Source organism: Micromonospora okii (genome assembly GCF_020884795.1).
Classification (GTDB): domain Bacteria; phylum Actinomycetota; class Actinomycetes; order Mycobacteriales; family Micromonosporaceae; genus Micromonospora; species Micromonospora okii.
Genome location: NZ_BBZF01000013.1, coordinates 725,581 through 736,657 on the forward strand (window position 1 = coordinate 725,581; position 11,077 = coordinate 736,657).

The 11,077-nt window shown below is 68.8% G+C and carries 13 protein-coding genes and 1 pseudogene; 5 read left to right on the forward strand and 9 right to left on the reverse strand.

Features of this window, described 5'->3' with window-relative positions; all coding sequences use genetic code 11:
• Positions 1-90 precede the first annotated feature (90 nt).
• Entirely contained in the window at positions 91-1,659 is a 1,569-nt protein-coding gene (locus LPU43_RS06425) for a hypothetical protein (RefSeq protein WP_229399283.1), read from the forward strand.
• A 50-nt stretch (positions 1,660-1,709) separates the two neighbouring features.
• Here the strand turns inward: LPU43_RS06425 and LPU43_RS06430 are convergent, their stop codons facing one another.
• The 3 genes from LPU43_RS06430 to LPU43_RS06440 form a co-directional block, all read right to left on the reverse strand.
• Entirely contained in the window at positions 1,710-2,897 is a 1,188-nt protein-coding gene (locus LPU43_RS06430; protein ID WP_229399284.1) for an SGNH/GDSL hydrolase family protein, read from the reverse strand.
• Positions 2,898-2,942: 45 nt separating this feature from the next.
• Positions 2,943-3,674, reverse strand: coding sequence for a helix-turn-helix domain-containing protein (locus LPU43_RS06435; protein WP_229399285.1), 732 nt, complete (start codon positions 3,672-3,674; stop codon positions 2,943-2,945).
• A gap of 137 nt (positions 3,675-3,811) precedes the next feature.
• Positions 3,812-5,017: an FAD-binding oxidoreductase gene (locus tag LPU43_RS06440; RefSeq protein ID WP_229399286.1), complete on the reverse strand. Its 1,206-nt coding sequence runs from the start codon at positions 5,015-5,017 to the stop codon at positions 3,812-3,814.
• Positions 5,018-5,150: 133 nt separating this feature from the next.
• On the opposite strand from LPU43_RS06440, the gene LPU43_RS06445 reads away from it, so the two are divergent.
• Positions 5,151-5,756 carry a TetR/AcrR family transcriptional regulator gene (locus LPU43_RS06445; RefSeq protein WP_229399287.1) on the forward strand — a complete coding sequence of 202 codons (606 nt, stop codon included), beginning with the start codon at positions 5,151-5,153 and terminating at the stop codon, positions 5,754-5,756.
• Here LPU43_RS06445 and LPU43_RS06450 read toward each other — a convergent pair.
• Positions 5,674-5,901 carry a hypothetical protein gene (locus LPU43_RS06450; protein WP_229399288.1) on the reverse strand — a complete coding sequence of 76 codons (228 nt, stop codon included), beginning with the start codon at positions 5,899-5,901 and terminating at the stop codon, positions 5,674-5,676. The genes LPU43_RS06445 and LPU43_RS06450 overlap by 83 nt on opposite strands.
• On the opposite strand from LPU43_RS06450, the pseudogene LPU43_RS06455 reads away from it, so the two are divergent.
• Positions 5,881-6,219: pseudogene (locus tag LPU43_RS06455) on the forward strand (IS5 family transposase); the annotation flags it as partial. The gene LPU43_RS06450 and the pseudogene LPU43_RS06455 sit on opposite strands and share 21 nt — an antisense overlap.
• Before the next feature lie 120 nt (positions 6,220-6,339).
• Here the strand turns inward: LPU43_RS06455 and LPU43_RS06460 are convergent.
• The 4 genes from LPU43_RS06460 to LPU43_RS06475 form a co-directional block, all read right to left on the reverse strand.
• Complete coding sequence (locus LPU43_RS06460; RefSeq protein ID WP_229399289.1) at positions 6,340-6,537, reverse strand: IS3 family transposase; 198 nt, start codon at positions 6,535-6,537, stop codon at positions 6,340-6,342.
• A complete protein-coding gene (locus tag LPU43_RS06465) occupies positions 6,534-6,971 on the reverse strand; it encodes a DDE-type integrase/transposase/recombinase (RefSeq protein ID WP_229399290.1) in 438 nt (145 codons plus the stop codon). Before LPU43_RS06465 ends, LPU43_RS06460 begins: the two co-directional genes overlap by 4 nt.
• A gap of 47 nt (positions 6,972-7,018) precedes the next feature.
• Entirely contained in the window at positions 7,019-7,228 is a 210-nt protein-coding gene (locus LPU43_RS06470) for a hypothetical protein (RefSeq protein ID WP_229399291.1), read from the reverse strand.
• 175 nt (positions 7,229-7,403) lie between these two features.
• A complete protein-coding gene (locus LPU43_RS06475) occupies positions 7,404-7,985 on the reverse strand; it encodes a TetR/AcrR family transcriptional regulator (RefSeq protein ID WP_229399292.1) in 582 nt (193 codons plus the stop codon).
• Positions 7,986-8,053: 68 nt separating this feature from the next.
• Here LPU43_RS06475 and LPU43_RS06480 point away from each other — a divergent pair, with 68 nt between their 5' ends.
• Positions 8,054-8,830, forward strand: a complete 777-nt coding sequence (locus LPU43_RS06480; RefSeq protein WP_229399293.1) for an oxidoreductase — start codon at positions 8,054-8,056, stop codon at positions 8,828-8,830.
• A 1-nt stretch (position 8,831) separates the two neighbouring features.
• Complete coding sequence (locus LPU43_RS06485) at positions 8,832-9,200, forward strand: VOC family protein (protein WP_229399294.1); 369 nt, start codon at positions 8,832-8,834, stop codon at positions 9,198-9,200.
• 723 nt (positions 9,201-9,923) lie between these two features.
• Here LPU43_RS06485 and LPU43_RS06490 read toward each other — a convergent pair.
• The coding region (locus LPU43_RS06490; protein ID WP_229399295.1) for a DUF6907 domain-containing protein at positions 9,924-11,077 on the reverse strand (1,154 nt) is incomplete at its 5' end.

Here is an 11,077-nt window from a genome sequence, read left to right on the forward strand (position 1 = left end):
TGGTTCAGCTACCGGGTCCTGACGAACGGCGTCCTCGGTTCCCGGACGAGCTACGCCACCAACGCGGTTCCGGACCTCTCGCGTGAGCTGATGGAGTCCGCCGGTGTCCCGCAGGCCCCGTACGCCGCAGATCTGCGCGAGTATCTCGACAGCTGGCTGTGGCGCGCAGCCCGCACCCGCCAGGTGTCCTTCCTCGACAACCTGCACGAGCGGTTCCCGGGCCTGCCCCCGGCAGCCCGCCGACGGATCGACGATTTCGTCAGGTACGGCCTGGCGGAACCCTGGACCCTGCCGGACGCCGGCGGTGACGTCCTGCGCCTCGGCAACCGCATGTACCACGTGGGCCTCGCCGGCAGCTGGGTCAGCTACCTGGAGTCCGAGCGAACCCGCCACGGCCTCTCCAACTACCAGTTCGCCGACCCCGTGGAGTGGTTCGCCGAGGCGTACGCGGCCAGGTACGACACTGCGGACGCTCCTCGGCAACGGCTCAACCCGGCTGTGCGCGAGTGGTTCTACGACGAGCTGCCGCGCCTTCTCGACCGGATCAGCGGGAAGCCCGGCCCAAGCTCGTCCAAGGTCCCCGAGGCCGTCACGTCGTCGCCCGCCGGTCCGGGCCCGGCACCCGAGCCGGAGTGGCTGCGGACAGCGCTGGATCGGCATCTCCACCGGCCCGCCGAGGACGCGCCGAACCTGGTGACCAACGCCGCGACGACGGCCCGGGTGCCGAAGGCGCTCGTCGACGCGGCGGGGGAGCGGCCGGACCTGTGGGTCTACTTCCACGAGGCGAAGCGCGGTGCTGTGCTGGGTAAGCTCGACCGTTCGGTCATCCACGAGCGGCTGGAGCAGTTCGCGCAGGCCGGGGTCCGGCCTCTGGTGTTCACGCCGGGTCGGCCGTCGCTCGACGTGCTCTCGGTGCTGGACACCTACCGCGCCACCCTGCTCAACGAGGTCCCCGCCGGTCTGGGAACCGCCTGGAAGGCGACGACCCGCAGCCGTACCGACGCGATCATCCAGTCCCCGGAGATCACCGCGGGTCTGCTGGATTGGGCGGTCGCGGCGAGCGGTGCGGCCCCGCAGTTCAATCGGGTGTCGGAGTCCTTCGGCTCGCTCGTGTGGGCCAGCACCGGCGTGCGGGAACAGCACCGCAGGATTGCGAGCGAGCCGGCGGAGTACCGCACTGCGGAGAACCTGCGAGCTGCCGATGAGATGGCGGCTCGGATGCCGGACAGCGCCATGGCGCACCTCGTCAAGCCGCTGCTGGAGTTCGGGCCCGTAAGCGATGTCGTGCCCCGCTTCGTGGAGGCGGCCAGGGAGGGTCGTCCGAGTGTGCTCATGGGGGAGTTGCGGAGACTGGAGGCGTCCGGGCAGCCGGTCGAGGAGACCAGGAAGGGCAGTTCCACCGGGGGCTTGGTCTCCCTGGTCGAGGCGACCGGCAAGGGCGTCGTCGACCCGGCGACGCTCGGTGAGATCCGATTCACCACGGGCGTCCTCAAGACCCTCGACGCGATCAGCGCAGGCCAGTGGGACGACGCACAGACCTTCGTCACGGAGCACAAGGGCATGACCGACCCCGGACATAAGATCGAATGGGCCCGGTTGATCGGCGAGAGACTGGAAACATCACCGATTCGGCCGAGCGCCCTCGACTGCAGGACCTGATCGACGCCGTCTTCGAGTGCTGACCGCCCTCACCGGTTGCCCAGCTCCGGTCAGGAGCTGGGCCCCGCGAAGGGACCGTCGGCGCTGAACACCCGCTTGGCGAAGCGTTCGGCGATGCGCCGGTGGGTGGCGGTGTCCGGGTGCAACTGGTCGGGCAGCGGCAACTCGGCCGAGTCGGCCTCGCCGTAGAGGTCGAGGCCGTCGAGGTGGTGCAGGTTCGGGTCGTCGGCCGCCCGCTGGGCGGTGATCCGGGCCAGCTCCTCGCGGATGACGCGGAGCGTGAGCTTCCCGCCCGCCCTCTCGGCCGGGTCGCCGGTGGCCCGGAAACGCATCTGCCCGGTGGCGAGGGCGGCGAGGTCGAACGTGCCGGGGCCGGGGGTGTCCTCGTGGATGGGACAGTAGATCGGTGAGACGACCAGCAGCGGCGTGCGGGGATGACCGTCCCGGATGGTGTCGAGGAAGCCGTGCACGGCCGGACCGAAGGCGCGCAACCGCATCACATCGGTGTTGACCAGGTTGATGCCGATCTTCACGCTGATCAGCTCGGCCGGAGTGTCCCGCATGGTGCGGGCCGTGAACGGGTCGAGCAATGCACTGCCGCCGAAGCCGAGGTTGACCAAATCGACGCCGCCCAGGGACGCGGCGACGACCGGCCAGGTGGCGGTGGGGCCGGTGGCGTTCGAGCCCTGACTGATGGAACTGCCGTGGTGCAGCCACACCCGGCGACCCCGGTCGGTCACGGGCGCCACCGGGGCGTCGGTGCGCAGGGCGACGAGCTCGGTGGTCTCGTGGTGCGGTAGCCAGATCTCGAGCTCTTTCATCCGGTCGGGCAGGCCGGTGAAGCGGAGGGTGCCGGATGGACCGGACCGGCGCTGCGTGGTCCCGCTTGCCATGTCGGTGGTCACCGCGTCACCACCGGTGACGCTGGCCTGGTCGGTCAGGTGACCGTCGACGAGCAGGTCGTACACGCCGTCGGGGCGGGACGGCAGGCCGGTGTAGGTGAATCGGGTGGGCAGCGTGTCCAACTCGACCGCGGTGGCGCGGGTGCGGAGGGCCAGCCGTACGCCGGCGGGCTGAGACTCCACCATGGCGAGCTGCCCGTCGGTGTTCTGGGCGCGGGCCCAGGCGGGCAGCCGGTGCGGCAGCACACCTCGCGCGGTGTGCTGCACGTCGAGCGCGCCGCGCAGGAGGTCCGCGGTGATCGGGGTATTGATCCAGGTGGTGGTCATGCTTTCCATCCATCGAGTGTGCTCACGGCCTCGCGGGGCGGCGGCCCTCGTCCATCAGACCTGCGGGTCGGACAGCAGGCGGTTGAGGCGCCGGAGGACGTCCAACTGTGCGGGGTTGTAGAGCTCTGCCAGGGCCTTGCTGACGGCCTGCTGGACGTAGCGCGCGCTGTACCGGGTGCCGGCGTTCGTGATCTTCGCTCCGGGGTGCTCCGCGTTCAGGGCGCGTACGTAGGGGGCCAGGTCCCGGGCCACTGCGGCGCGGGTCTGCTCGTCGGCGTCGGGGGCAAGCGTGTTGAACTGCTCGGCGACCGGGTCGGTGACGGGCTTGCGGAGCATGTCCGCCCAGGCACGCATGGTCTCGGCGCCGAGCACCCGGGTCAGCACGACGATGAACGAACGGTCGGCCTGCGGCATTTCCGCCACGGCGTCGGCTGCGGCGAAGTTGGGTGGTAGTTCCGCCGGTGTGGGCCGCCGCAGGATGACGCCGAGTTCGAGGCGGGCGCGTTGCAGCCGTTCGACGGTGGCCGCGAGTTCGGCGTCGAGGGCGCGCAGCGCCTCCACCGGATGGGGGTCGGTGTCATCCATCGTCGCGATCTGGGACAGCGAGAACCCCAGGTCCGTCAGGCGCCTGATGCGCAGGATCCGGACAAGGTGGTCCACCCCGTACTGCTTGTAGCCATTGGTCCGCCGGTGTGGTTCCGCCAGCAGACCGATGTCGTGGTAGTGGCGCACCGCTCGCAGCGTGGTGCCAGCAAGTTCAGCGATCTCCCGGGTGCTCCAGCCCACTGCGTTACCTCCATCCGACGGCAGTCCTTCGGCGTCGTGGCGCCCCGGCCCTGTGAAGACCATGCTGCGACGGCATGGTCTTCACAGCTCCCGTACAACCGTTCCGGGCTGCAATTCCTGCCCACGAATGTCGCCCGTCACAGCCTTCCCGGGGCGTGGAACACGAGGTCCGGGTCGTACCGCTTCTTGGCGGCCAGCAGGCGCTCGGCATTCGGCCCGAAGGCGGCGGCGGTGCGCTCGGTCTCCTCGGGCCCGAGCAGGTTGGGGTAGCCGCCCGGCAGCTGGTCGGTTCCCCGCACCCAGGCCCGGTGTCGATCTTCGTTCGGGTCTCCCGGCTCCCAGACCGCGATGGTCTCGACCATCAGGTGCGGCGTCCGGTTGCGGAACGCGGTCGCGCCGGCGGGGACGCGGGCGGCTGCGCCGTGCAGGCTGTGCAGCGAGATCGCCGACAGCGGCGAGGTCTTGGCGCGCGCGGCGTCGAGCAAAGTCTCCTGGACCGTACGGTCGAGCCCGGTCACCGTGCGCGTCCCGATCTTCACGTGGCGGCCGGCGGGGAACATCGCGTCGATCTGTGCGAGCTGGTCGGTCATGGTGGCCGGGCCGACCTGCGCCATCAGCGGTTCGCCGAGCTCGGTGAGCTGCTGCAGCACCTGCGCCCCGGCCGCCGGATCGCCACACCAGGTGGGTGCGACGAAGAGCGCCGGCTCCCCGGTGGGGGCGGTGATGAAGCCGGCCTGCACGGTCAGCTCGTCCGGCCCGCGCAGCAGCGACTCCTCCAGTTGCGGCAGAACGTCGAACCGGAACATGATCATTCCGGCCAGGATCGCCGGCACCGCGTGCAGCTGGATTCGCATCGTGGTGACGACGCCGAAGTTGCCGCCGCCACCGCGCAACGCCCAGAGCAACTCGGGATCGTGCTCCTCGTCGGCGGTGAGCAGCGTGCCGTCGGCGAGCACCACCTCGGCCGAGAGCAGGTTGTCGGCGGCGAGGCCGAAGCGGCCGCTCAGCGGCCCGTACCCACCGCCGAGCGTCAGGCCGGCCATGCCGACCGAACCGGCCGTCCCGGTCACCGCGACCAGGCCGGCCCGCTGCGCCGCCGTGGCCACGTCGGCCGAGGTGGCACCGCCCGCCACGGTGGCGATCGCGGTGGCCGGGTCGACGCTCACCTGCCGCATCGGGCTCAGATCGAGCGTCAGCCCGCCGTCGGCCAGCGCGCGACCGGCCCAGTCGTGCCCGCCACCGCGAACCGACAGCGGGAGACCCTTCTCCCGGGCGGCCCGCACCCCGGACTGAACATCAGCCGTGTCGGTGCATCGAAGAACGGCGAGCGGACGGCGGGACACCGCGCCGTTCCAGATCGTCCGAACTGCCTCGTATTCCGCTCCGGCCGTTAACATTTCATCCATATCGCCAGAGTATCCACCTCTTCATCAGAGTCCAACTCTAGTGAGTGGTGGAGGCTATGCTCACGTCACCATGACCGAACCGCCGAGAAGCCGCCGGGCCGAGTACGCTGCGGCCACCCGCGCCGCGATCATCGAGGCGGCGCGCCTGCTCTTCGCTGAGAAGGGCTACTTCGCGACGAAGATCGAGGACATCGCCGTGCAGGCCCGCGTCGCGCCGGCCACGGTGTACGCGGTGACCGGCGGCAAGCAGGGGCTGATCCGGACGCTGGTCGACCTGTGGAGTCAAGCGCCGATCGTGGCGCAGACCCTCTCCCGGCAGGAGACCCTCACCGACCCGGACGAGATCCTGCGAGACACGGCAGCCGCGACCCGGTCCATGCGCGAGACATACGGCGACATCATGCGGATGATGCTGACGACCGCGCCACACCACGCCGAGGTCGCCGACAGCCTGCGGGTGGCCACGAAACGCTACCGGGATGCCATCGAAGCCGTCGCCGTCCGACTCCGCGACATCGGCGGCCTCCGGGAGGGAATGTCCCTCGCGGAGGCGACCGACGTTCTCTGGTTCTACTTCGGATACTCCGGCTACTTCACCCTGCTCGACGACAACGGCTGGACCTACGAGCAATCGGAACGCTGGCTGGTTGCTCAGGCCACGGCGGCTCTCCGCTGAGACCGTACTGGTCACCGAACTCGGCGGCGAACGCCTCGAACCGGGCCTCCGCGGCGGAGACGGTGGAGGCGGTGCAGATCTCCCGCAACGCGGGAGTGATCTTCTGCCAGTCCTTGCGGTTCGTATGGCGCAGGCTGGCGCGCACGAGGTGCGGCCGCCGACATGGACGAAACGGCAGCTCATTGGTGGGATATGGGTCGGGGGCGTCCCGGAGCGCTACGGATCGTGCGCTGCGGCGTACGCTGTTCCGGCGTTGGCAGCGTGACGGGACCTGGTCGAAGATCCTGGCCGTTCACCGGCGCTGGCTGATGCGGCGGAACGCATCGTCTGGGGCGTGTCGGTGGACTCGACAGTCCCCCGGGCACATCAGCACGCCGCCGGGGCGCGTGAGGGCAATCTGCAGGCCGAGCCGCCGGGCGGGGTCACGGTCGAGCCGGCCGATCACGTGCTCGGTCGGTCGCGGAGCTGCTCCGACGCGGCCACCACGAGGAAGTCGAGGACCTGGTGTCGGAGGCCCTGAGTTTCCCCGCTTTGATGGAGCGGTTGATGTTCCCCGGGTTTCACGGAGTCGTCGTGGTTGGTTTCATGCCACGGACAGGGACATCGGTCGGGCTCTCTCATACTCGATTGGGCTGAGCATGCCCAGTGAGCTGTGGCGGCGTTGCCGGTTGTGGAAAATCTCGAGGTACTCGAAGATCGCGTTGGCCAACTCGATGCGGGTGCGCCACCGCTGTCGATCAAGGAGTTCGGTCTGCATGCGGCCCCAGAACGACTCCATCATGCCGTTGTCATAGCAGTCGCCGATCGAGCCCATCGACGGCGCGAGCCCGGCGTCGTGGACCCGATGGGTGAAGGTCCAGGAGGTGTATTGCCGTTCGACCCCCTGTCCGAGTGGTGGATCAACTGGCCGTCGCGGACGTCGCGGGACCAGATGCCGTATTCGAGGGCGGCGAGGATCAGGTCGGTGTCGCAGCGGTCGGAGGTCTTCCACCCGACGATTCGGCGGGAGAACGCATCACGGACCGCGGCGAGCCAGAACACGCCCTCGCCGCAGGGAATGCGGGTGGCGTCGGCGACCCAGAGCCGGTTCGGCCCGTCGGCGGTGAACTGCCGGTTGACCAGATCCGGCGCCGGCGCGTGCCGGGGATCCTGACGCGTGGAGCCGCCGCGCCAGCCTCGACGCAGGAACGCACCCTGCCAGCCCTGCTGCGCCATCAGCCGCTCGACCCGCTTACGGCCACGCGGATGCCGTCACGGCGTAGCTACCGGTGGACCCGGTCCGCGCCGTAGGTGCGCCCCGACGTCTCCCAGATCTCGTAGATGTTGGAGGTCAAACCCAGATCGACCACGTCGCGGTCGCAGGGCTGCTCGGCCTGCTCCACCCACGCGTAGTAGGTCGAGGCACCGATGTTGAGGACCCGTAGTAGGAGCGCGACCGCGAACTGGCCACGGTGTTCGTGGATGAACCTCATGACCGTCGCCGGGTCGGGTCGAGCTCCGCCGCGAAATACGCGCTCACGGCCTCAGGATCTCGTTCGCCCGCCGCAGCTCCGCGACCTCCCTGCGCAGCCGGCGGCGAACTCACGGTAGATGACAGCCTAGGCGCTACCGCAATTTGACCCGAAGATCATGGCACGCGGGTGATCATTAGTGCCCTGCGACACGGAGGCCGTCGAACAGGATCGCGGTGATCTGCTGAGCCTCCTGTTGCCAGCCGTCGGTGGCGCGCATCTCGCAGATGCCACCCATCGCGCGCAGCAGGATACGCCCGGTGACATCGCTGCGGACGGTGGTCGCCGCTACGCCTGCGGCGAGCAGTTGGTCGAGAGACTGCGCCATCCGCGTGCGGGCGTCGTCGAAGACCGGCGAGTCGGTCATCATGATGCTCTCCAGCGCTTCGGCCATGCCTTTCCCGATGGCAGCGTGGTCGACCAGCAACAGCAGGAAGCGGCGCAGGGCATCGTCCGGGGCGTGCTCGTCGAGAAGCTCGGCCGTGGCGGCGCACAGCCCGTCGACCTCTTGGCGGTAGACCGCCTCGATGAGGGCTTCCCGTGTGTCGAAGTGCCGGTAGAGCGTGCCGACCGAGACACCGGCCTTCCGCGCGATCTCCTCCACCCCGGTGTCAGCCTCGCCGCTGAGGAATATCTGCCGCGCCGTGGTCAGCAGGGCCTCACGGTTACGACGGGCGTCGGCGCGCAGCGGCCGTGACGTTGACAACATCATCTCCATAAGGTGAATCGGACTCCGCTTGTGTTAACTTTCCGGAGTCCGATTCATCTTACCTCCCGAGGTGCTCCATGACGATCTCCGATGACGGCCTTGGCGGCCTCCGTGTACTGGTCACAGGCGGCAGCCGCGGCCTGGGCGAGGCGACGGTCCGCCGCTTCGCCGCGGCCGGCGCGCAGGTCCTGACGGCTTCCCGGGGTACGCCCCCACCCGATCTGCCGGCTGTTCACCTTCCCGCCGATCTCGCCACCGAGGAAGGCGTCGCCGAACTCGGCAGGCGGGTCATCGACCGTGTTGGCGGTGTGGACGTACTGGTCAACAATGCGGCCGCCGCGAGCGCTCACGCGCCGACACTGCAACGCTCCGACGCGTCGTGGTACGCCGACCTGGAAATGAACCTGCTCAGCGCCGTGCGGCTCGACCGCGCGCTGGTGCCGGGCATGGTTGAGCGGGGGTCCGGCGTGGTCGTACACGTCTCTTCGATCGCCAGCCGCTTGCCGCAACGCACAGAGGCCTCCTATGCGGCGGCGAAGGCAGCCCTCAACACCTACAGCCGTGAACTCGCCACGGAGGTCGGCCGGCACGGGGTGCGCGTGGTGTGCGTCCTGCCCGGTTTCATCCTCACCGAAGGCGCCACCGAGCACCTGACCCGCATGGCCGAAGCTCAAGGCACCGGCCTCGACGACATCAAGCAGCAGATCGTCGACCATCTGAATCTGCCGATGGGTCGGCCCGGCGATCCCGAGGACGTCGCCGAGATGATCGCCTTCCTCGCCTCCCGGCGGGCGAAGTGGCTCACCGGGGCCCAGTTCCGCGTCGATGGCGGCATCATCCCGGCGGTGGCCTGACATGGCCGTCAACCTTGCCGCCATCATCATCGACGCAGCCGACCTGGACGCCGAGAGCGGCTTTTGGCACGCTCTGCTCGGCGGCTCGCTCATGAAGGCCGAGCATCACCACTTCCTGCGCGCCGACGGACTGCCCGCGGTCGTGATCCAGCGGGCACCTGACCATGTTCCGCCGGCCTGGCCGAGCAGCGGCACCCAGCAGATGCACGTCGACCTGACCACCGACGACCTCGATGCGAGCGACCGGACGGCGACCACAGCCGGCGCACGCCGGCTGCAACCCGTCGACGACGCCGACCTCGCCGCCCACCAAACCAACCGCATCTACGCCAGCCCCGCCGGACACCCCTTCTGCCTGCGGGCAACCTGACATTCTTCGCTGATCGCTTGGCGAAGTCGGTCCAACTGCGCAGTGGCAGCGGGGTACCCGCGTGAGGCTGACATCTTTACCGCCGCCGGACCGGGGTGATGCCAGCGACCTGCCACCAGGCTCAACAACGAACCCGGAGCAGATTCGCGCCCCAGAATGTAGGCACCGGCAACGGTAGACCCCACCATGATCAAAACCCAGCTGGAAACGGCAACCGCGCACCGGGCAGGGCCGGACGTAAGGGATGCTCGTCGCACGAGCACCCACCGAGCACCCAACCAACCACAAGGGACGGAAAAGCGAAGGGGCCCAACCCGCGTTTCCACAGGTCAGGCCCCTTACGATCTTGTGCGCCCGAAGGGACTCGAACCCCTAACCTTCTGATCCGTAGTGAGAGGCGTCAATGCATAAAGTGTTTATGCCAGCCCAGTCCGGCCGCGTCCGACACAATCCGAACACGTTATCGCTGGTACAGGATAAGCACGATGAACATCAATCAGAGCACCCTTTATGAATCAAGTCAAAAATCCGGAGCCCTCCAGCCTGCCCATCCCTGGTCCCCCGACGTCCGAGCACCCACGGAGCACCCATGCATGCGCCCGACCAACCCGATCAGGGGCGGACGTGAGGGCCGCGCTTCGCCAAGCCGGGGAGTGGCTGGCGACGGACCGCAGCGTTCAACCAGTCACTGGCGCAGCGGGCAGCTTCACATCCTCGCCGGGATCAGGCTTTGACTGGCGCTTTGTCGCACGCGGCGCGGGATGCGGCGATCAGTGACGCGCCGAGGTTCGCCGCCTTCTGAGGCGTGAGCCGGATCGTCGTGCGGTCCCAGAAGCCCGACAGCAACGATGCGGCCAGGTTCCGGACCGTGTCGTGGCTCATCCCGTCGAGCTTGGTCATGTCGGTGGGGCGCTGTTCCGGGTTGTCGATGGCCAGCGTCACCGAGGGCGGCTCGTCGTACCCGTCGGGGGAGTTGAACGCCTGAAGGTCGACCGTCGCCACCTTGATGTCGTTGGCACATTCGTGGTGCTGGCCGTACACGGTGGCCACGTGCCGGTCGTGCAGGCGGACGCCGTCTTCGGTAAGGCACTTCCCACCGCACCACACTGGGCACTGCGGCTCGTCCGGCTTGGCGGGTGGAAGCAGGTAGCCGGCGTGCGACCACATCGCGAAGTCCACCACCGCGTCCAGCGCCTGCTCCTCGGTGCAGTTCAACCGCACAGCCTGCTCAGCGACGCTCAGGCCCTGCTGAGTAAGTCGCTCGGCGACCACGCCGCAGAGCACACTAATCTTCTGCTCGGCCGTCAGGCCCTCGTCGCGGACCACCAGATCGACCACGGTCTGGTCGGGGCGCGGCCGGTCTGACCTCGGCGCTGGACCGGCAAATTCTGTCTCGATCAGCTGGCTGTCGGTATCGCACGCCATGGCTACAACCCGTCCGACCGCGGCCCCCACCTGCTCAGCCTCGTCCAGCGTGAGACGCAACACTGCCGTCGCACCCTCGATCACGAACTTCACCACCGGCTCGACCGCGTCGGCGTGCTGCTCCAGGTCGACCTCCAGCTGCTGCGGCCGGTACGCCTGATCGCTGCACGACTCGCCGGCAGCACTCACCGAGGTGTGCAACGACAACAACACAGGCGGCGAGTCGTCTGGCCAGTGGATGCGATCTTCGGGATGGTCGCCGTCCTCATGCGTCGCCACGCACCAGGACGGACAGGCCCGCTTCAGCCAGTACGGCCGGTGCGTTTGGCGGGCTACCATGACCGCCTTTCTGATGGATGTAGCGAGGTAGCCAGCGTCACCCAGGCTGAGCGGATCCCGGGCGGATACGACCAACTCCGCCGGTCTGCTCTCCTCCGGCTGGTCAAGGTGCT

Excerpts from the sequence above, each read along its gene's own strand:
- LPU43_RS06430 (WP_229399284.1), bottom strand. The coding sequence starts at position 2,897 with ATGGAAAGCATGACCACCACCTGGATCAATACCCCGATCACCGCGGAC.
- LPU43_RS06460 (WP_229399289.1), bottom strand. The coding sequence starts at position 6,537 with ATGATGGAGTCGTTCTGGGGCCGCATGCAGACCGAACTCCTTGATCGA.
- LPU43_RS06480 (WP_229399293.1), top strand. The coding sequence starts at position 8,054 with ATGACGATCTCCGATGACGGCCTTGGCGGCCTCCGTGTACTGGTCACA.
- LPU43_RS06475 (WP_229399292.1), bottom strand. The coding sequence starts at position 7,985 with ATGGAGATGATGTTGTCAACGTCACGGCCGCTGCGCGCCGACGCCCGT.
- LPU43_RS06470 (WP_229399291.1), bottom strand. The coding sequence starts at position 7,228 with ATGAGGTTCATCCACGAACACCGTGGCCAGTTCGCGGTCGCGCTCCTA.
- LPU43_RS06465 (WP_229399290.1), bottom strand. The coding sequence starts at position 6,971 with ATGGCGCAGCAGGGCTGGCAGGGTGCGTTCCTGCGTCGAGGCTGGCGC.
- LPU43_RS06425 (WP_229399283.1), top strand. The coding sequence starts at position 91 with ATGGAGTCCGCCGGTGTCCCGCAGGCCCCGTACGCCGCAGATCTGCGC.
- LPU43_RS06485 (WP_229399294.1), top strand. The coding sequence starts at position 8,832 with ATGGCCGTCAACCTTGCCGCCATCATCATCGACGCAGCCGACCTGGAC.
- LPU43_RS06445 (WP_229399287.1), top strand. The coding sequence starts at position 5,151 with ATGACCGAACCGCCGAGAAGCCGCCGGGCCGAGTACGCTGCGGCCACC.